Raw genomic sequence first — 19,086 nt, 5'->3', positions numbered from 1 at the left:
CCGCCCACCACGACACGACCGGCCGAATGTGACCGTTGACACCCCACTGAGGCAGTGAGAATGTTGACCCATATCCTTCTCGCCGACGAGAACGGGGTCGACGATGACCAGTCCGCTCGGAAAACCCGCGTCCACCTTCGATGTCGAGCAGTACATCGACGGCATCGCGGCATTCTTCGGCGGCACGGCGAATGTCATCCTGCAGCTCAGCACGTTGCCGGTCGGCTATGGCGTCCTGGAGAGCACCGTCGACAGCGGCAAGGTCATGCTGCATCCGTTCAAACGGCTGCGCACCACCGTCACCTACCTCTCGGTCGCCATGCTCGGTACCGACGACGAGCGTACGGCCTATCGCGACGCCGTCAACGAATCGCACCGCTCGGTGAAGTCGAGCGCGGCGAGTCCGGTGAAGTACAACGCCTTCGACCCGAAACTGCAGCTCTGGGTGGCCGCCTGCCTGTATTGGGGCGCGCGCGATATCTACGAGCGCATGCACGGCCCGATGAACGAGACCGACGCTACGGCCTTCTATTACTACGGCGCTCGCCTGGGCACGACACTGCAGATGCGCCCGGAGGCGTGGCCCGCCGACCCCGCCGCTTTCGACGCGTACTGGGCCGAGCACTTGGCGAAGACCACCATCGATCCCCCGATCCGCGACTACTTCAACGACCTCATCGATCTGAAGATGCTCCCGCTCCCCGCCCGCTGGCCCTTCGCCCGATTCCACCGCTTCGTGGTCACCGGCCTGCTGCCCGCGCACGTACGCGACCAGATGGGCATGACCTGGAGCGCGCGCGAGGATCGGATACTCGCCGGACTCCTGCACGCGCTGGGTTCGGTGACGGCGCGAATGCCGAAGCAGGCCAGGATGTTTCCGATCAACGCCTACCTGTGGGACCTGCGCGTCCGGCGGCGGCTCGGTCTGCGCCTGGTCTGACTAGATCCGGAACGATACGGCGACGTGGTCGCGCGCGAACCGCCGCATCGCGGCGTCATCATCCAGCGGGATGACCGTCTGCGGCGTCAGCGCCATCGACAGCGCAGTCCGCGCGACCATCTCGGCGAGCGGCGCCGGGTCGTACTCGGGCAGCTTGCCCTCGTCCTGTAGCCGGGTGATGAATTCGGCCAGATAGTCACGGCCGAGCTCGATGACCGGGGCACCCTTGACCGTCATATACGGCAGCACGATCTCCGGCTCGGTCTTCAACAGGCGCTCCAGCAACTTGTTGCCGCGCAACCCGTCCAGGAAGACGACGAACAATTCGACGATCTGATCCTCGGCGCCGGCGTCCCGATCGACCTGCCGCTGCAACGCGGCGTCCACCTGGTCGATGAACTGCCGCGCCTGCCACAGCGCGACCGCCTGAATGAGATCGGCCTTGCTCGCGAAGCGCCGATAGAGCGTGGCCAGCGAAAGTCCGCACCGCCGTGCGACTTCGACCATGCTGGTCCGCTTGATGCCGAAGTCCAGAAACGCCAGCAAGGCAGCGTCCAGCACCCGTGTTTGATTGCGGTCCTCTAGACCGGTGCTACGCACCAGGGCCAGCAGTCTGGTCAGCCTCGCCATAATTCCCACCTATTCCGGTCCGGTGACACGATGACACCGCTAGCATCGCATGCCATCAGCCACTGCCACCCCGGAACCCCGGGATAGCGCGCCGATAGCGTAATTGACAGCGCTTCGTGGCAATGAGAAGGTTGATGTCAAATCTTCTCACCGACCGCGCATCGACCTGACGGCCACAGAAAGACGAGGTCAACGATGACCGAACCACTGCGCGACGACTACCGGTCGCATCCTGACCGCATCGGCCCGACCCCCGTCGAGCCCATAACTCCGGAAACCGTCGAAGATTACATCGACGGCATCGCGGCATTCCTGGGCGGCACCGCCAATGTGATCATGCAGTTGAGCCTGCGCCCGGTCGGACGCGGCGTGCTGGAGAGCACCGTCGACAGCGGCAAGGTCACCCTGCATCCGATCAAACGGCTGCGCACCACATTGAGTTATCTCGCGGTGGCACTGATGGGTTCGGAGGACGAGCGGACGCGCTACCGGGACGCGGTCGACCAGTCCCATCGCGCCGTGCGCTCGACCGCGGCGAGCCCGGTGCAGTACAACGCCTTCGACCCCGCCCTGCAACTGTGGGTCGCCGCCTGCCTCTACTGGGGTATCGAGGACCTCTACGCCCGCCTGCACGGCCCGATGAAACCCGATGTCGCCGAGGCCTTTTACCGGTACTGCGCCCGACTCGGCACCACCCTGCAGATGCAACCGGAGATGTGGCCCGCCGACCGCGCGGCGTTCCATCGGTATTGGGACGAGAACCTGCCCAAACACGGTATCGAGCCCGCCCTGCGCGACTACTTCAACGACCTCATCGACCTGAAGATGTTGCCGCGACCGATTCGGTTCGTCTTCGCCGGACTGCAGCGGTTCATCGTGGTGGGCCTGCTGCCGCAGCACCTGCGCGACGAGATGCGGATGACCTGGACCGAAGCCGATCAGCGCCGCTTCGACCGAATGCTGCGCACTATCTCCGCGGTACACCGCCGACTACCGAAGCTGGTGCGGATGTTCCCGTTGAATGCCTACATGTTCGATGTGCGAAGGCGCATCCGTTCGGGTAAACCGCTCGTGTAGGGCGGCCCAACCGAGCGATCGTTTGACAGGCTATCGAGACGATGAGAAGGTTGACCACAAATCTTCTCATCGCTCTATCGTCGCCGACCGACCCGGAAAGCCGAGGCCAACGATGACCTTGCCCCTTCGCGAGGAGCCGCCCGAACCCCCAGCCACCTGCCGCTACGGCACCGTCGACGAGTTCGCCATGGACGAATTGTGGAGCGGCGTAGCGGCTTTCCTCGGCGGCACGGCCAATGTCATCCTGCAACTCAGCCTGAAGCCGGTCGCCTATGGCGTCATGGAGAGCACGGTCGAGTCCGGCCGGATCGATGTGCACCCGTGGAAGCGGACGCGCACCACCCTGACCTATCTCGCGGTGGCGCTGATGGGCACCGAGGAGGATCGCGCGCTCTACCGTGCGGCCGTCAACGGCTCACATCGAGCGGTTCATTCCGAGCCCGGCGCTCCGGTCAAATACAACGCCTTCGACCCGAAGCTGCAACTGTGGGTCGCGGCCTGTTTGTATTGGGGCGTAGTCGATCTGGAGGAACGACTGCACGGCCCGATGGACGAGGATGCCGCGGAGGTGTTCTACCAGTACGCCGCTCGGCTCGGCACCACCCTGCAGATGCGGCCGCAGATGTGGCCCGCCGATCGAAAAGCGTTCCAGGAGTACTGGAATACCAATCTCGCGACCAGGACGGTCGACGCGCGCACCCGCGCGTACTTCAACGATCTCATCGATCTGAAGATGGTCGCCTGGCCGTTGCGCGTTTTCGTCCCGCTGCAGCGGTTCTTCGTCACCAGCCTGCTGCCGCCGCACCTGCGTTCCGAAATGCGGATGAACTGGACCGTGCGCCAGGATCGCTTCGCCAACCGGGTGCTGCGCGTCATCGGCGCCGTGCACCGCCGACTTCCGAAGCTGATCAGGCTGTTTCCGATGAACTTCTACCTGTACGACATGCGCAGGCGGCACCGGCTCGGCAAGCCGCTGGTCTAGTCGTTGGCGTGCAAGGCGGCGTTCAGTTCGATGCCGGTGCCCTTGCGGGGGACGACCTCGACCGCGCCGGTGGTGGAGTTGCGGCGGAAGAGCAGGTTGTTCTGGCCGGCCAGCGCGGCGGCCTTGACCACGGTGCCATCCGGGGTGGTGACCTTGGTGCCCGCGGTCAGGTAGAGGCCGGCTTCCAGGACGCAGTCGTCACCGAAGGGGATGCCGAGCCCGGAGTTCGCGCCGAGCAGGGAGCGCTCACCGATGGAGATGATGGTGGTGCCGCCGCCGGAGAGGGTGCCCATGGTGGAGGCGCCGCCGCCGATATCGGAGCCGTCGCCGACCACGACGCCCGCGGAGATGCGGCCCTCGACCATCGACGCGCCGAGCGTGCCCGCGTTGAAGTTCACGAAGCCCTCGTGCATGACGGTCGTTCCCGAGGCCAGATGCGCGCCGAGGCGAACCCGGTCGGCGTCGCCGATCCGCACCCCCGAGGGCACCACGTAATCGACCATCCGCGGGAACTTGTCGATGCTGTACACGGTGACCGGCCCGCGAGCGCGCAGCTTGGCGCGCGTAGCCTCGAAACCCTCCACCGCGGCGGGACCATGATTGGTCCACACCACATTGCTGAGCAGCCCGAACTGCCCGTCCAGGCTCACCTCGTGCGGCTTGACCAACCGATGCGAGAGCAGATGCAGCCGCAGGTAGACATCGTGCGCGTCGACCGGTGCCGCGGACAGATCAGCGATCGTGGTCCGCACCGCGATCACATCGACCCCGCGTGCCTCGTCGAATCCGAGCAGCGCCGCGTACTCCGCGGGCGCGTCGTCCAGGCGCTTGGTACCGGTGTCGCCGAACGCGCCCAGCTCCGGGTTGGGGTACCAGGTATCCAAGACGGTCCCGTCCGCGGTCACATTGGCGATACCGACTGCTGCTGCTCCCTGAATGCTCACGTCACAAGAGGTTACCCACTTGCCCGCCACCGTGGTGAGCCACGTCGACCGGTCGCGGTCGTAGGCTGGGCGCGTGACCATCGACTTGCGCGCCGACCCCATCACACTGACCGCGGCTCTGGTCGACATTCCGAGTGTGTCGCAGGACGAGGCGGCTATCGCTGACGTCGTCGAGCGGGCGCTGCGCGAGCAGACGCGGGGGTTCGAGGTCTTGCGGCACGGCAACGTGGTGCTCGCCCGCACCGACCACGGGCGGCCGACGCGCGTCATCCTCGCCGGGCACCTGGATACCGTGCCCATCGCCGACAACGTGCCGAGCCGGTTCGTCGATGAGGCAGGGGAGCGACAGCTCTATGGCTGCGGCACCGTCGATATGAAATCCGGTGACGCGGTGTTCCTGCATCTGGCCGCGACCGTCGCCGAACCGGTGCACGATCTGACCCTGATCTTCTACGACTGCGAGGAGATCGCCGCGAAGTACAACGGCCTCAATCACATCGAGCGCGACCTGCCCGACTGGCTCGTCGGCGATCTCGCGATCCTCGGCGAACCGTCCGGCGGCGTCATCGAAGCGGGCTGCCAGGGCACCCTCCGCGTTCGCCTCACGACGCCGGGCGTGCGCGCCCATTCGGCGCGATCCTGGAAGGGCGACAACGCGATTCACCGCTTGGCCCCGGTGCTGCGGCGACTCGCCGACTACAAGGCGCGCGAGGTCGATATCGACGGTTGCGTCTACCGCGAGGGCCTGTCCGCGGTCCGCGTCTCCGGTGGCGTCGCGGGCAATGTGATTCCGGACGAGGCCGAGGTCGACGTGAACTTCCGCTTCGCCCCCGACCGCACCGTCGAGCAGGCCGCCGACCACGTCCGCGCGGTCTTCGACGGACTCGAACTCGGCTTCGAGGTCACCGATGCCGCGGCGGGCGCACTGCCCGGCCTGTCCGCCCCCGCCGCCAAGGACCTGATCGCCATTGTCGGCACCGACAGCGTGCGCGCCAAATACGGCTGGACCGACGTCGCACGCTTCGCCGCCCGCGGCATCCCGGCCGTGAACTTCGGCCCCGGCGACCCCAACCTCGCCCACAAGCGCGACGAACACGTCCCCACCGCCCAGATCACCTCGGTCACCGAGGTGCTGCGCGGCTACCTCACCGGCGCTCGCTGAATTCGTGCCGCAAAGCATGCACATATGTCGGCAGCAAACGAGCGGCCCCGGTCCTCGACCGTCGAGGGCGGGGCCATGGTCGTCCATACCTACTGGTGTTTCCGCGTTGCCCGCCGATGGCTGCCTGTCGTGGCAGTGGGACGTAAGTTGTCTGCACAGAAGTAGACGGCTATCAGAATTCGCGGGCCCGCCTGCGCCGAGTCATCGGTGCTAGCCCTTGGGCGCTCGGGCCGCGGCGACATCGGCCGCGTATTCGTCGTAGGCGGGGACGTAGCCGTCGGAGCGCCCCGCGAGGACGTACAGCGTGCTGTCGGCGTCGGGCGCATAACCCTGCTTGCGGAGTTCGACCTTGCGGCTCTTGAACGTGGAAGTCTGCTCCAGCTCGGCGACGACCCGGATGAACAGGGGCACTGCGTAGCCGGGCAACCGCGAGTAGGCCAGTTCGGCCAGTGCGCGGCCGTCGAATTCGGCGCCCGGGTACAGGGTCACCGCCGCCATGCCCGCCTTGCCGTCGGTACCGGGGATATCCGCCCCGAAGACGACCGCCTGCGAGATTGCGTCGGATTCGGCCAGCGCGCCCTCGACCTCGGTGGTGGCGACGTTCTCGCCCTTCCAACGAAAGGTGTCGCCCAGCCGGTCGACGAAGGCGATGTGGTGCCAGCCTTGATCGCGGACGAGGTCGCCGGTATCGAACCAGACGTCGCCGTCGGTGAAGCCGTCGCGGACCAGCTTCGCCTCGGACGCGGCCTTATCGGTGTAGCCGTCGGCCGGCGAGCGGTCGGTGACCTGGGCCAGCAGTAGGCCGACGCCGCCGCGGGGCACACGGCGCAGCCGACCGTTCTTATCGCGCTTGGCCTTTCCGGTCGCGTCGTCGTATTCGACGATGGCGTAGGGCAGCGGTCCGAAGCCGGCGGTGCGGTCCACCCCGAACGCATTGACGAAGGCGATATTCACTTCACTGGCGCCGTAGAACTCGACGATCCGGTTGATGCCGAAGCGGTTCTTGAACTCGTCCCACAGTTCCGGGCGTAGGCCGTTGCCGACTGCGAGCCGGACGCGGTGCTGCCGATCGGTCGGCTTGACCGGCTGATTGAGCAGGTAGCGGCACAGTTCACCGATGTAGATGAACGCGGTCGCCTGCTCGCGGATGATCTCGTCCCAGAATCGGGAGGCGGAGAACTGCTTGCCGAGTGCGAAGGTGCCGCCCGCGGCGAGGACCGACGACAGCGCGACGGTGAGTGCGTTGTTGTGGTAGAGCGGCAGGCAGCAATACAGCGTGTCATTGCCGCGCAGGCGAATTCCGAGTCCGCCGAGTCCGGACATGCTCTTGGTCCAGCGCAGGTGGGTCATCACGCTGGCCTTGGGCAGTCCGGTGGTGCCGGAGGTGAAGATCAGGAAGGCGCGTTCCTTGGCGGTGATCTGCACGCAGCTCGGCGGGTCGGCGGCGTCCGCGTCCTCGGCGGCCTTGTGTAGATCCTGCGAAAAGAGCACGTTGGCAAGGGGTTCCGCGAGTGAGTCCAAGGCCGCTCGGCATTCCTCGCCGACAATGTTCAGCACGCTGTCGAGTAGCCCGAAGCTGTGGGCGAGCACCTGGTCGCGCTGATGGTGGTTCAGCAGGCCGACGGTCGCACCGAGTTTCACGGAGGCCAGCACCACGAACAGCGTTTCGGGGCGGTTGGTCATCAGCACGCCGACCACGTCACCGCGGCGCACGCCCCGGTCCGCGAGCACTGCCGCATACCGGTTCACCTGGGCATTGGCCGAGCCGTAGCTGACGCTCGTGCCCTCGAACCGCAGGAACGGACGGTCCGGATGCCGGTGTGCGGTGCGTTGGAAGTACAGACCGACCGAGGACTCGTCGTCCGGCCCCACCCGCATGCCGCGTGCGCCACGCAGCATGGATGGCGCGTCGAAGGCCATGCGCGGCAACTGTTTCGCGATATCGAATAGGCTGACCGTCGGGCGGGCGTCGGTGCTCACTGCGTGCAATCTCCTCGTCGAAGGCGGTGCCGTGCTCGGAGTTTCGGTCAGGGTTCGCGCGCCGCACCGGGGTTCAGTGCGGCGAAGGCCGCTGCCAGATCGTTGGCCACGGTGATCCGGTCCCTGGCTGACTGAGACACGAACTCCCGATCGTAGAGCTCGTCCAACCAGCTGAACAGACCTCGGAAGAAGCCGTCCGCATCGAGCACCACCACCGGCTTGTCGTGCTGGCCGAGGTAGCCGCCGGTCCAGGTTTCGAAGAATTCCTCGAGGGTGCCGATGCCGCCGGGCAGGGTGAGGAAGGCGTCGGCGCGATCCTCCATGACCTGTTTGCGCTGGCGCATGGTGTCGGTGACGATCAGCTCATCGGCGTCGACATCGGCTACTTCCTGGTGCACCAGGTGTTTCGGGATCACGCCGATGGTGTGCGCGCCGCCGGCGCGGGCGCCGGTCGCGACCGCGCCCATCATCGAGACGTGACCGCCGCCGGAGACCAATTGCCAACCGCGCCTCGCGATCTCGGTGCCGACGCGGGCCGCGAGCGCGAGCAGGGCTTGGTCGGCGGTGCTGGCCGAACAGTAGACGCAGACCGCGTACGGGCGCTCACTCACCACTGATCCTCCGTACCGATGGCATCGGCGCGATTGTCCGCTTCGGCCGTCGCCTGGATGATTTGCACGACCTCCTCGACACTGTCGGTGACGTGCAGCAGGCCGAGGTCGCCGGGTGCGATCTTGCCGGAGCCGCCCAGCGAATCGCGCAGCCAGTCCACCAGTCCGGCCCAGTATTTGCTGCCGAACAGGATGATCGGGAAGCGGGTGATCTTTCGGGTCTGCACCAGGGTCAGCGCCTCGAAGAGCTCATCCAGCGTGCCGAATCCGCCCGGCAGACAGATGAATGCCTGCGAGTACTTCACGAACATGGTCTTGCGGGCGAAGAAGTAGCGAAAGTTGATGCCCAGATCGACCCACTCGTTGAGGCTCTGCTCGAAGGGCAACTCGATGCCGAGTCCGATCGAGTACCCGCCCGCCTCCGACGCACCGCGGTTGGCCGCCTCCATCACACCCGGGCCGCCGCCGGTGATCACCGCGAATCCGGCTTGTGCCAGCGCGCCACCGATGGCCATGGCGGCGTGGTACTCCGGATGACCGGCCGGAGTGCGGGCCGAGCCGAATACGGTGACCGCGCGCGGCAGTTCGGCCAGCGCGCCGAAGCCCTCGACGAATTCGGCCTGGATGCGCAGTACCCGCCACGGATCGGTATGCACCCAATCGCTGGGATCGTGCCTGTCCAGGAGGTGCTGGTCGGCGGTGCCGCCCGGCTTGCGATCGCGGCGGAACATGATCGGTCCGCGGAATTTGGGTGTCGACTTCGGCGTGCTTGCGATCTCGTTGTCGGCGGCTTCGGTGGACATGGCGCCCACGCTACCGTTCACCCTCGCTGGGCCGCCGCCCAAGTGTCGCCGGTCGCCGGGTGCGCTGACGACCGGAGAGCATGTGCCCACAGGCCGTTGGGCGCACCCGACCAGATATCCAGGTGCGGGCGAGATCGGTTGTCGCGCGTCCCAAGAATCCATCGTCCACAACCGTTCCCTCGGGCCGTGTTACAGGACTAGGTACAGTCGGAGCCATGTTCAGCCCCACCGCAGCGCCGCTTCCGACCTTGTGCGGCAAGCCGGTGGCGACGGATCGGGCGCTGGTGATGGCCATCGTCAATCGCACCCCCGACTCGTTCTACGACAGGGGTGCCACATTCACCGACGCGGCCGCCATGGACGCGGTCGCGCGGGCGGTCGACGAAGGCACCGACCTGGTCGACATAGGCGGGGTGAAGGCCGGGCCGGGCACCCTGGTCGACGCGGTCGAGGAGGCCCGCCGGGTGGTCCCGTTCGTCGCGGCGATCCGGGACAAGTACCCGGAGCTACTGATCAGCATCGACACCTGGCGGGCCGAAGTGGCCGAGGCCGCGGTGACCGCGGGCGCGGATCTGATCAACGACACCTGGGCGGGGGCCGACCCGGATCTGGTCCGGGTGGCCGCCGATCGCGGCGTCGGGATCGTGTGCAGCCACACCGGCGGGGCGGTCCCGCGCACCCGGCCGCATCGGGTGCGCTACGCCGATGTGGTGGCAGAAGTAACCGAAACCGTGCTCCGCGCCGCAGAACATGCGGTGGCAGCCGGGGTTCGCAAGGATTCGATTCTGATCGATCCGACCCATGATTTCGGCAAGAACACTTACCACGGGCTCGAGTTGTTGCGGGGAGTCGACGTTCTTGTAAATACCGGATGGCCAGTCTTGATGGCGCTGAGTAATAAGGATTTTATCGGGGAGACTTTAGGTGTCGGTCTATCCGAACGGTTGGAGGGCACATTGGCAGCAACAGCATGGTCGGCAGCCGCCGGGGCCAGAGTCTTCCGTGTCCACGAGGTTGCCGCGACCCGGCGCGTCGTGGACATGATCGCCGCGATACAGGGCATCCGGCCCCCCGCACGAACCTTGCGAGGTCTGGTATGAATTTCCATCACTCCCATAGTCGGGATTACGGCCCCGCCTGGGCGACGACGAATACTTGGGACACCCCCGATTGGACGGTCGACGAACTCGTCGCCGCCAAAGCCGGTCGCACCGTTTCCGTGGTGCTGCCCGCATTGAACGAGGAAAACACCGTCGCCGATGTGGTGGCCAGCATTCGGCCGCTGCTCGGCACCCTGGTCGACGAACTGATCGTGCTCGACTCCGGCTCGACGGATGCCACCGCCGAACGCGCGCTGGCCGCGGGCGCCGAGGTGATCAGCCGCGAACAGGCCGTCCCCGAACTCGAGCCGATGCCGGGCAAGGGTGAGGTGCTGTGGCGCTCGCTGGCCGTGACCAGCGGCGACCTCATCGCCTTCGTCGACTCCGATCTCATCGATCCGGATCCGGCCTTCGTGCCCAAACTGCTCGGCCCGCTGCTGCTGGTCGACGATATGCATCTGGTGAAGGCCTATTACCGCAGGCCGCTGCGGCAGGCCGGTGCAGTGGACGCGCATGGTGGCGGGCGCGTCACCGAACTCGTCGCCCGGCCGCTGCTGTCGGCCTTGCGCCCGGAACTGTCACAGGTGCTGCAGCCGCTCGGCGGCGAATACGCGGGCACCCGCGAACTGCTGACCTCGGTACCGTTCGCCCCCGGCTACGGCGTGGAGATTGGCCTGCTCCTGGACACCTACGACCGCCTCGGCCTGTCCGCGATCGGTCAGGTGAACCTGGGCGTGCGCACGCACCGCAACCGCCCGCTCGCCGATCTCGGCGTGATGAGCCGCCAGATCCTCGGCACCGTGCTCGGCCGCAGCGGTGTCCCGGATTCCGGTGCGGCGCTGACCCAGTTCCCACTGATCGGCGATGCCTTCACCGCGCACAGCACCAAGGTGTCGCTGGACGATCGGCCACCGATGAATACGCTGCGCCCGGCTTGGGCCGCCGCGTAGGTTTCCGCGCCGCCGGCTAGGCGGTCGGATGGACATCGATCCCCGGGTGCCGTTGCACTCGGGGTTCGATCCGTTGATCCGGGGTTGGCGCAAACGTAAGCACGACAGCCGGTTCCGCTACGACACCGACCGTGCCGAGCCCGTCGATGCGCGGACCGTGCGGCTGCCGGGCATCGGGGACATGGGCACTCGTGCGGACATGTCCTGGCTCACCGGCCGGGGCGGCCCGCATCCTCGGTGCCACCGTTCGAAGCAGGAAGAACCTCGTTACGACAATCGAGGTTCACGCGACGGCCTGTCCCAAGCTCTCGAACGAACGGTCAGTGGTGAATCGGGCCATCCGTTCGTGCCAGTGGGCGAGCCGATCCACCGCCGCGTTCGGCGAGGATCTGGGCGGCGATGGAGATGGCGGTTTCGTCGGGGGTGTGGGCGTTGAGGTCCAGGCCGAGTGGGCTTTTCAGGTGGGACAGTTGATCGTCGCTGACACCGGCGGCGCGTAGTCGGTCGGTGCGCTCATGGTGGGTTCGGCGGGAGCCCAGTGCGCCGACAAAGGCGATTTCCTCGATTGCCAAGGCGGCCACGATCATCGGGACGTCGAATTTGGTGTCGTGGGTGAGTACACAGACCACGGTGCGGTGGTCGATGCGGCCGGCGGCGTGTTCGGCGGTCAGGTAGCGGTGGGGCCAGTCGACGACAACCTCGTGGGCGGAGGGGAATCGGGCTGGGGTGGCGAAGGTTTCGCGAGCGTCGACGACCGTGATTCGGTAGCCGAGTTGGCGGCCGGTGCGGGCGAGGGCGCGGACGAAGTCATTGGCACCCGCCAGGATCATGCGGGCCGGGGCGGCGAAGGTTTGGACGAAGACGCGAGGGCGCGGCCCGTGGACCGCTTCGCATTCGTCCGAGCCCACCAGGCCGCTGCGTCCGGCGGTGAGCAGTGCTTGCGCGTCGCGGTCGACGCCACGCCATGGTTCGGAATCGCCGGGCCGCAAGAGTTTCCAGTCCGGGGCCGCGTCCAGTGCTGTGGCCAGCGAAACCGGCGCGCCCGCGTCGATCGCCGCCCGCAATGTGACGAGCAAGGGCAGCCGTGTGCTGTCGACCCGTTCGACGAAGACTTCGATTTCACCCCCGCAGGTCAGACCCACCGCGAAACCATCGGCCTCGGCATAGCCGAACCGATCCGAAACCGCGTGCCCACTGACCAGTACTTCCCGTGCGGATTCGACCACCGCGGCCTCGACACAACCGCCCGAAAGCGACCCGAGCACCGCGCTATCGGTAACCACCATCGCCGCGCCCAACTCGCGCGGTCCCGGCCCGGTCGCATCCACGATGCGGGCCAACGCGACCGGCCCACGACCGGCCAGCAGCACCAACTGTTCGAGTATCGTGCGCACGGCAACCGATCCTTTCTCGGGCGGATCGTCACCGAACCGAAGGCGGATTCGACGTGAAACGGCAGCGTGATCGTCGCTGCCATCAGCGTAGCTACCGACCAGTTCTTATGCGCTGCGACTGAGGTCGTGTGGTCCGTCGCTGTGCTTACCCACCCCGCCGGCTTCGCCGTCTGCCATCCCCGTGTGCTCACCCACCCCGTCGGTCCCCCTGTGCGCGGGATCAGTCCGCAATGCTGCCTCCGGATCGTCCGAGTGGGCATTCGGGTGAAGTCGTTCCGCCTCCTCGGCCAACCGCGCCTGCAGGTCCGCCACAGTCACATGGGTGTGCTCGGCGGGGTGGGTGCGCACAGTACGTGGCCGGAGCAGCAGGCCTGCCGCCGTGACCAGCCCGACGACCACGATCAGTACGACAGTCACGATCACGATTGCGTTCATGGCTGCCTGCCCAAGATGCACCTCATTCGGATCCCCATCATTCGACAACCTCGCGGAGTTGGAAGCCTGTCGGGATATCGCCCATGCGGAAGTAGGTCGCGAATACCTCCGCGGCGTGTTCGGCGGTGAACACCTCGTCGGGGTAGACGCGCAGCAGATCGGGGCCGTTCGGCACATCGACACCCGGATAACCGAGGCGGTCGCCGGGCAGGCCGAGCAGGTACCGGCGGGGCCGCCCGTCGATCGTGGTGCGCAGCTCGATCGCCAGTACATCGGCCGCGCCGGTGCATTGCACATAGTCTGTGCCGGGCGCTGCGCTGATCATCGCGGTGATCTCGGCGGCGGGCATCGGGAACGGCAGCCGCGTGAGATTCACCGAGTAGTAGTCGAACCCGTTCAGCCTGCGCAGCGGACGCAGGAAGTTGGTCACGGAATCGGCGGGACCGAGGAAGAGCTTGAGTCGATCGCTGTAGGTCACACGGTGGGTGGCGGTCGTCGGTTCCGTGGCGGAACCATCGGTCTGGAGATCGAAGCCCAACCCGATTTCGGACCGAGCGGACAGCGACGCGGTTCTAGCTCTCATCGGACGTAGAACATTCATCTGGACCCACCTACCACCGTTAGTTATCGACTAGCTACTTCAGCATTGCGGTAGTCGGGGTCGGATGTAAGGTTTTGGTGATGTGGGACACATCACGGTTTGATTGCAAACCGATGTGGTCTACCTGCACTCTTCGAATACGACTGAATATATGGCGAGCTCAGCCGACGTCGGCGTCGCGTACTTGGGCGCCGCCGAATCTGATTGCCAGAAGGTGTCCGTCAAGCGAACAGCTCAGCGTCTCAGGCCCGAGTTCGATCTGGGTTCGGCGTCGTGTCGGTACACGGGGGTGAGTAGATCGGCATCGACCGGTTCCCCGGTGGCGCGGTCGTAACGGACCGCGACGAGCACCGAGAACAGATGCGTGGCAGCGCGTTCGTGCAGCGTGGCCAATCTGGTTGCGAGCAAACGGATCGCGCCGAGGGAGCCGGGTGGATGCAGACCATCGATGATCAGCGCGGTGCCGCGGCCGTCGGGGCGCGGCAGACGGGCGATATAGGCGATGTCGTGTGGTTCCGGTCCGCCCGGCCGGTATACCCGCCTGGCCGCGCGGTCCTCGATGCCGCGCCGGGCGTCCCCGGCCCGCGCCACCGCCCGCCGCAGCCGCGGATCGGCCGTGATCAACTGCCGCACACTTGGCGACAGTTCGGGCCCGCCGAGCACGATCAGCCCGTCCCGATTCAGATCGACGGGTCGTCCGGGCAGGAAGTGCTCGACCGTCGCGGTGAACCCGAGTTCGCGCAGCAACTCGACCAGTCGCTGCGCCGCGCTCGGGTCCGGAGCGCCGAGCACCCGGCCGCCACGCACCTCCGGTGCGAGCACCGTGAGCGACCCGTGCCCGAAGAACAGACCTTCCGGTGCGGGACCCTGGGTACTCACCTGGTGGATCCGCGCGCGGGAAAGTCCCGCCGCCGCACCGATTCTGGCGAAGGTCCAGCCTTCGGCATGAAGTTCCCTGATCACCGCCCTGCGGATGCGGGTGAGTTCGTTGATGGTCTGCTGGGCCGCCGCCACCCCATCGGTGGCCGCCTTGAGTCGCTCGACCTTATCTTCGATCGCGAAAACGCGCGCCACGTCATCGGCCGACATGTGCGAAGTCTAGACATCTCGACACTTCCAGGCGTCTAGCCCGGTTGACAGCTCACGTCGCGTCGGTGTCTATCGGCGGACGTTCGTTGCGCTCCAACGGCTTTTCGAGCTTGGGCATCGAGTAGTCCGGCATGCCGCTGTTGGTGCCGAGGAAGTCCTGCTTGTCCGGGATCGCCTTCTCGAAATCGCGGAAAACCGAATCGTCGCCATTCAGAAGATGTTTGGTGACCATCTGGCGCGGCGACATCTGGCGCAGCTCGTTCAGGTCGGCGAGCGGCTTACGCAGATCCTCGAATTCGGGGCCGAGTTCCTGCTGCAACTGCTGGGTCGCACCGCTGGCGTAGTCGCGAACCTTGCGCAGGCTCTGCGTGGTCCAGCGCACCGCGCCGGGCAGTCGCTCCGGGCCGAGGATCACGAGGGCGGCGACGAGGAGGATGACCATCTCGCCCCAGCTGATGTTGCTGAACACGAGACCAGGCTACCTGGGCAGAACTGCTCGAGCCGCGCCGGATCGCACCGCGCGATCAGTCCGATTCCAGCGTGACCGGCACGTCGACCTGCCTGCCATCGCGGATCAACTGCACGTTCACCGTCTCGCCGATCTTGCGCTGCTGCACGGCCACCACCAGCTCATCCGGACCGGTCACCTCGCGATCGCCGATCTTCACGATGACGTCGTTCTCGACGATCCCGGCCTTGGCCGCCGGACCGCCGGGTTCCACGTCGGCCACCGCGGCGCCACTCATCACATCGTTGGCTACCTGCTTGGTGCGGGCGCTCAGACCGATCTTGGGGTGGTGCACCTGACCGTCGCGGATCAGGGTCTGCGCGATCGAGGTCACCATATCGACCGGAATCGCGAAGCCGAGCCCGACCGAACCGCCGGTCTCACTGCGGATCGCGGTATTGATGCCGACGACCCGGCCCTCCATGTCGACCAGCGCACCACCGGAGTTACCCGGGTTGATCGAGGCGTCGGTCTGCACCGCGTCGATGACGGCCTTGGTATCGCTGCCCTCGCCGGACAGCGCCACCGGACGGTGCAGCGCGCTGACGATGCCGGAGGTGACGGTCTTGCTCAGGCCGAGCGGCGAACCGATCGCCAGCACGTCGTCACCCACCTGGACGTCCTTGGACTTGCCCAGATTCGCGACAGTGAGATTCTTCACATCGACCTTCAGCACCGCCAGATCGGTCTTCGGATCGCGCCCGACGATATTCGCGGGCACCCGGCTGCCGTCGGAGAAGGTCACCTGGATGGCGGCCCGGTTCGACTTGTCCTGTGCCGCCATCGAAATCACGTGGTTGTTGGTCGCGATGTAGCCCGCGCCGTCTATTACGACACCGGAACCGGTCGCGCCGTTATCGCCGACCGTGACCCGGATCGACACCACCGCGGGCAGCACCGCATTGGCGACCTTGGCGATCAGACCGTGCGGGCGCTCGATATCGCCGCTCTGCTCCAGCGCGACCTTGCGCGAGGTCAGCGGCGAGGTCGCCTCCGCGGTCAACCGGCCGACCAGACCGCCGAGCACGCCAACGGCCAGTGCGACGACGGCGAGCAGGGCCAGGGCCTTGGGCGCGACCCGGGAGCCGAACAGCACCTCCCTGGCCGAGAGCTTTTGTGCCTGCGGCAGCGGCGCGGGCCGGGGCGTCGGCACAGCGGGTGCGCCGAGGCGCGCGGCGGCGTCGGGATCGCGCCACGGATCGGCCGGACCGGCGACCGGTGCGGGTTGGTCGGTGGCGTCGGGATCACGCTGCAGGAGATCGGTGGAGCCCGCCGGGCGTCCGAAGGCCTCGGCCAGGACGGCGTCGGGGGGGCTGTTGTGCAGTTCCGGGCCGACCTGCGGGGCGCCGGCACCGGTCGCGGACTTCGGTTGTTCGGAGAACGAGCCGGCCTGTCCGGAGGGGCGGCGGAAGGCATGGGTGGTGTGACTGTCGACATGGGGCCGATAGACCGGTCGCGGTCCGAGTACGGGTGCGTCCGACGGCCTCAGTGGGCTGGCAGCCGGCGGGGTGGGTGAACCCAGCGTCCCCCTGCTGGCCGCCGAATCGGTGGTATCGCCTGCGGAGGGCCGCGATTCCGACGGCCCGGAATTCGTCGATTCGGTGGTCACTCGGCAAACTCTACTTGCGCCACCAGGTTGTCCACCGGGTCGCGGTGAACGAATCGGTCAGAAAACCGAAAACCGCCTCGTTGCGGGGGCTTCCGGTGGGCGGCCGCGAGGTCGCGCTCGTCGCGCCGCCCGGCAGTTCGGCCAGCGGGATACGGGTGAGGCTGTCGTGCAGATCGGTCGGAATCGACACCTGACCGGCCCGGCGCAGTGCGATCCGCGCCTGCTGCTGTGCCTCGACCTCCGCCGCGCATTCCGGGCAGACGGAAAGATGCTGGGCGGCACGCAGATAGGCATTCATCCGCAGTTCGCCGTCCACATAGGCCGCGATCGCCTCGCTGGCCAGATGCTCGGTGGGACGGAAACGGGGACGACCTGACGTGCTGGCGTCGCCACTCATTCGGTGCTCACCCTTCCAACCGACATCATCCATAGAGCGCACGGCCGGACGGATGTTCGGCCGCTGGGTGCAGCTCGGCTCCCGCCGGGTCACCCTATGTTCGCGTCAGCGGCGAACCGCTGCTCAACTCCATTATGCGCAAGGTAGTCGCGCAGCGCCTGACGGCCGCGGTGGATGCGGCTGCGCACGGTGCCGAGTTTGACCCCGAGCGTCGCACCGATCTCCTCATAGGACAAACCCTCGATGTCACAGAGCACGACCGCGGCGCGGAACTCCGGTGCCAGCGAATCCAGCGCGGACTGCAGGTCCGGATCCAGCCGGGCGTCGTGGTAGGCCTGCTCCGGGCTCGGTCCCTCGGCGGGTACCCGGTCGTAGTCCTCGGGCAGCGCCTCCATCCGGATCCGGTTGCGCCGGCGCACCATGTCCAGGAACAGGTTCGTGGTGATGCGGTGCAGCCAGCCCTCGAATGTGCCCGGCTGGTAATTCGACAGCGAGCGGAATACCCGGATGAAGGTTTCCTGAGTCAGATCATCGGCGTCCTGCGCGTCGCCGGAAAGACGGTAGGCCAGCCGGTACACCCGGTCGGCATGTTCGCGGACCAATTCGTCCCAGGAGGGCATCGCCGAACGGTCGCCCGTGGCGTCGAAAGCCGCGGTGCCGGTCAGCTCGACATCGATGACATCGTCATTCATATCAGCCTCCATCGGCTGGACTTGCTCTGGCAGGGTGGCGAACTCGCGCGCCGCATCGACCATGTGGATGGTGATACCTCCTACTCGGGACCGTGGCTGAGAACCTGTTGGCGATCCGGGTCTCGGATCGTTTCGTACGGATACAACCGACAAGCCGTATGTCGTTGTTCCCGCGTCCCCGCGCCGGGCGGTCAGCTGGTCTTGCTTGCCCATACTCTTTCGTGCCTCGATATGCCGGGGGTGTGGAGACCCTGAGGGACACCTGAGAATCTCGCCGCCGGCTCCCCCGCCTCCCCGGATCTTTTGCCGCAATAGGAGCCGCGGACGTCGCATTGCGGGCCGGATGTTCCGACATCGTCGAGTTCTGGGCGTACCCGGTGAGTTACCCATGTACTCACTAGATAAGTCGCCGAGTCCCAAAGCGTTGTTATCCGGACTTGCGCGACATTCCCGGTGCTCGGTAGTCGGCTGAGGGCGTGGAGAGGCGCTCTGGCCTAGCCTCATAGGCGTGGCATCGAACCTGGAGCGAAATCTCTCCTACGTGGAAGAATCCGTCGTGGAAGACGAGGTTCTCGTCAACGCGCGTGAGCGGGCCACTGAACTCGGTGCGGTACCCGTACCACCCTCGGTCGGTGCGTTGCTGAGCATGTATGCCCAGCTCCTCGGCGCGCGAGCGGTGGTCGAGGTGGGGACGGGCGCGGGGATCAGCGGACTGTGGCTACTGGATGGCATGCGCGAAGACGGAACCCTGACCACCATCGATTCCGAGCCGGAGCATCAGCGCGCGGCCAAGGAGGCGTTCCGCACCGCGGAGATCCCGACCGCACGCACCCGGCTGATCAACGGCCGTGCCCTCGATGTACTGCCTCGGCTCGCCGATGGCGCCTACGACCTGGTCTTCATCGATGCCGCCCCGCTCGAGCATCCGCAGTACGTCATGCAGGCCGTGCGATTGCTGCGCGCGGGCGGCGCGATCCTGCTGCACAACGCCCTGCTCGGCGGTCGCGTTCCGGACCCGGCCCAGCGCGATCCGGCGACCCAAGCCGTGCGGGCCGCCACCAGGGCCATCGCCGAGGATCCCGAACTCACCAGCGTGCTGATCCCGGTCGGCGACGGTTTGCTCTGCGCCTCGCGCGGCTAGTAACCGTCTGGCTATTCACAGTCGTTGTGGCCGTGCGGATT

20 protein-coding genes are annotated in these 19,086 nt (G+C 66.7%); 7 read left to right on the top strand and 13 right to left on the bottom strand.

Features of this window, described 5'->3' with window-relative positions; genetic code table 11:
• Positions 1-103 precede the first annotated feature (103 nt).
• Entirely contained in the window at positions 104-940 is an 837-nt protein-coding gene (locus tag OG874_RS28215; protein WP_330250133.1) for an oxygenase MpaB family protein, read from the top strand.
• Here the strand turns inward: OG874_RS28215 and OG874_RS28210 are convergent, their stop codons facing one another.
• Positions 941-1,570, bottom strand: coding sequence for a TetR/AcrR family transcriptional regulator (locus tag OG874_RS28210; RefSeq protein WP_330250132.1), 630 nt, complete (start codon positions 1,568-1,570; stop codon positions 941-943).
• Between the two features lie 195 nt (positions 1,571-1,765).
• Here OG874_RS28210 and OG874_RS28205 point away from each other — a divergent pair, with 195 nt between their 5' ends.
• A complete protein-coding gene (locus tag OG874_RS28205) occupies positions 1,766-2,647 on the top strand; it encodes an oxygenase MpaB family protein (protein ID WP_330250131.1) in 882 nt (293 codons plus the stop codon).
• Between the two features lie 112 nt (positions 2,648-2,759).
• Positions 2,760-3,629 (top strand): oxygenase MpaB family protein, encoded by an 870-nt coding sequence (locus tag OG874_RS28200; RefSeq protein WP_330250130.1) that lies wholly within the window; start codon positions 2,760-2,762, stop codon positions 3,627-3,629.
• Here OG874_RS28200 and dapD read toward each other — a convergent pair.
• Positions 3,626-4,573, bottom strand: a complete 948-nt coding sequence (gene dapD / locus OG874_RS28195; RefSeq protein WP_330250129.1) for a 2,3,4,5-tetrahydropyridine-2,6-dicarboxylate N-succinyltransferase — start codon at positions 4,571-4,573, stop codon at positions 3,626-3,628. The two genes, OG874_RS28200 and dapD, sit on opposite strands and share 4 nt — an antisense overlap.
• Positions 4,574-4,646: 73 nt before the next feature.
• On the opposite strand from dapD, the gene dapE reads away from it, so the two are divergent.
• On the top strand, positions 4,647-5,735 hold the full coding sequence (dapE, locus tag OG874_RS28190; protein ID WP_330250128.1) for a succinyl-diaminopimelate desuccinylase: 1,089 nt from the start codon (positions 4,647-4,649) through the stop codon (positions 5,733-5,735).
• 210 nt (positions 5,736-5,945) lie between these two features.
• Here dapE and OG874_RS28185 read toward each other — a convergent pair whose 3' ends face one another.
• From OG874_RS28185 to OG874_RS28175, 3 genes are read right to left on the bottom strand one after another with little or no spacing between them, the layout of a single operon-like run.
• A complete protein-coding gene (locus tag OG874_RS28185; protein WP_330250127.1) occupies positions 5,946-7,715 on the bottom strand; it encodes a long-chain-acyl-CoA synthetase in 1,770 nt (589 codons plus the stop codon).
• Positions 7,716-7,762: 47 nt separating this feature from the next.
• Complete coding sequence (locus OG874_RS28180; protein WP_442943127.1) at positions 7,763-8,329, bottom strand: TIGR00730 family Rossman fold protein; 567 nt, start codon at positions 8,327-8,329, stop codon at positions 7,763-7,765.
• Positions 8,323-9,129 (bottom strand): TIGR00730 family Rossman fold protein, encoded by an 807-nt coding sequence (locus OG874_RS28175; protein ID WP_330250125.1) that lies wholly within the window; start codon positions 9,127-9,129, stop codon positions 8,323-8,325. Before OG874_RS28175 ends, OG874_RS28180 begins: the two co-directional genes overlap by 7 nt.
• 215 nt (positions 9,130-9,344) lie before the next feature.
• Here OG874_RS28175 and folP point away from each other — a divergent pair, with 215 nt between their 5' ends.
• On the top strand, positions 9,345-10,229 hold the full coding sequence (gene folP, locus OG874_RS28170) for a dihydropteroate synthase (RefSeq protein WP_330250124.1): 885 nt from the start codon (positions 9,345-9,347) through the stop codon (positions 10,227-10,229).
• Positions 10,226-11,179, top strand: coding sequence for a glucosyl-3-phosphoglycerate synthase (locus OG874_RS28165; protein WP_330250123.1), 954 nt, complete (start codon positions 10,226-10,228; stop codon positions 11,177-11,179). Before folP ends, OG874_RS28165 begins: the two co-directional genes overlap by 4 nt.
• A 320-nt stretch (positions 11,180-11,499) precedes the next feature.
• Here the strand turns inward: OG874_RS28165 and OG874_RS28160 are convergent, their stop codons facing one another.
• The 8 genes from OG874_RS28160 to sigE form a co-directional block, all read right to left on the bottom strand.
• Entirely contained in the window at positions 11,500-12,573 is a 1,074-nt protein-coding gene (locus OG874_RS28160; protein WP_330250122.1) for an XdhC family protein, read from the bottom strand.
• A gap of 105 nt (positions 12,574-12,678) precedes the next feature.
• Positions 12,679-13,008: a hypothetical protein gene (locus tag OG874_RS28155; RefSeq protein ID WP_330250121.1), complete on the bottom strand. Its 330-nt coding sequence runs from the start codon at positions 13,006-13,008 to the stop codon at positions 12,679-12,681.
• Positions 13,009-13,045: 37 nt separating this feature from the next.
• A complete protein-coding gene (locus tag OG874_RS28150; RefSeq protein WP_330250120.1) occupies positions 13,046-13,591 on the bottom strand; it encodes a hypothetical protein in 546 nt (181 codons plus the stop codon).
• Between the two features lie 252 nt (positions 13,592-13,843).
• A complete protein-coding gene (locus tag OG874_RS28145; RefSeq protein ID WP_330250119.1) occupies positions 13,844-14,698 on the bottom strand; it encodes a hypothetical protein in 855 nt (284 codons plus the stop codon).
• A gap of 52 nt (positions 14,699-14,750) precedes the next feature.
• The gene (gene tatB, locus OG874_RS28140; protein WP_330250118.1) at positions 14,751-15,167 is read right to left on the bottom strand and encodes a Sec-independent protein translocase protein TatB; all 417 of its coding nucleotides are present in this window, start codon (positions 15,165-15,167) and stop codon (positions 14,751-14,753) included.
• Positions 15,168-15,222: 55 nt separating this feature from the next.
• The gene (locus OG874_RS28135) at positions 15,223-16,815 is read right to left on the bottom strand and encodes a trypsin-like peptidase domain-containing protein (RefSeq protein WP_330250117.1); all 1,593 of its coding nucleotides are present in this window, start codon (positions 16,813-16,815) and stop codon (positions 15,223-15,225) included.
• Positions 16,816-16,825: 10 nt separating this feature from the next.
• Complete coding sequence (locus OG874_RS28130) at positions 16,826-17,212, bottom strand: hypothetical protein (protein WP_330250116.1); 387 nt, start codon at positions 17,210-17,212, stop codon at positions 16,826-16,828.
• 89 nt (positions 17,213-17,301) lie between these two features.
• A complete protein-coding gene (gene sigE / locus OG874_RS28125) occupies positions 17,302-17,916 on the bottom strand; it encodes an RNA polymerase sigma factor SigE (protein WP_330257453.1) in 615 nt (204 codons plus the stop codon).
• Positions 17,917-18,412: 496 nt separating this feature from the next.
• On the opposite strand from sigE, the gene OG874_RS28120 reads away from it, so the two are divergent.
• Positions 18,413-19,045, top strand: a complete 633-nt coding sequence (locus OG874_RS28120) for an O-methyltransferase (RefSeq protein WP_442943126.1) — start codon at positions 18,413-18,415, stop codon at positions 19,043-19,045.
• The last annotated feature ends 41 nt before the right edge of the window (positions 19,046-19,086 follow it).

It is taken from the genome of Nocardia sp. NBC_00565 (assembly GCF_036345915.1).
Classification (GTDB): Bacteria; Actinomycetota; Actinomycetes; order Mycobacteriales; family Mycobacteriaceae; genus Nocardia.
Note: the sequence above shows the minus strand (reverse complement) of the source record. Positions and strands in the feature narration are given on the sequence as shown.

Excerpts from the sequence above, each read along its gene's own strand:
- OG874_RS28175 (WP_330250125.1), bottom strand. The coding sequence starts at position 9,129 with ATGTCCACCGAAGCCGCCGACAACGAGATCGCAAGCACGCCGAAGTCG.
- OG874_RS28130 (WP_330250116.1), bottom strand. The coding sequence starts at position 17,212 with ATGAGTGGCGACGCCAGCACGTCAGGTCGTCCCCGTTTCCGTCCCACC.
- OG874_RS28215 (WP_330250133.1), top strand. The coding sequence starts at position 104 with ATGACCAGTCCGCTCGGAAAACCCGCGTCCACCTTCGATGTCGAGCAG.
- OG874_RS28155 (WP_330250121.1), bottom strand. The coding sequence starts at position 13,008 with ATGAACGCAATCGTGATCGTGACTGTCGTACTGATCGTGGTCGTCGGG.
- sigE (WP_330257453.1), bottom strand. The coding sequence starts at position 17,916 with ATGGAGGCTGATATGAATGACGATGTCATCGATGTCGAGCTGACCGGC.
- OG874_RS28150 (WP_330250120.1), bottom strand. The coding sequence starts at position 13,591 with ATGAGAGCTAGAACCGCGTCGCTGTCCGCTCGGTCCGAAATCGGGTTG.
- OG874_RS28205 (WP_330250131.1), top strand. The coding sequence starts at position 1,766 with ATGACCGAACCACTGCGCGACGACTACCGGTCGCATCCTGACCGCATC.
- OG874_RS28145 (WP_330250119.1), bottom strand. The coding sequence starts at position 14,698 with ATGTCGGCCGATGACGTGGCGCGCGTTTTCGCGATCGAAGATAAGGTC.
- OG874_RS28200 (WP_330250130.1), top strand. The coding sequence starts at position 2,760 with ATGACCTTGCCCCTTCGCGAGGAGCCGCCCGAACCCCCAGCCACCTGC.
- OG874_RS28165 (WP_330250123.1), top strand. The coding sequence starts at position 10,226 with ATGAATTTCCATCACTCCCATAGTCGGGATTACGGCCCCGCCTGGGCG.
- folP (WP_330250124.1), top strand. The coding sequence starts at position 9,345 with ATGTTCAGCCCCACCGCAGCGCCGCTTCCGACCTTGTGCGGCAAGCCG.
- OG874_RS28210 (WP_330250132.1), bottom strand. The coding sequence starts at position 1,570 with ATGGCGAGGCTGACCAGACTGCTGGCCCTGGTGCGTAGCACCGGTCTA.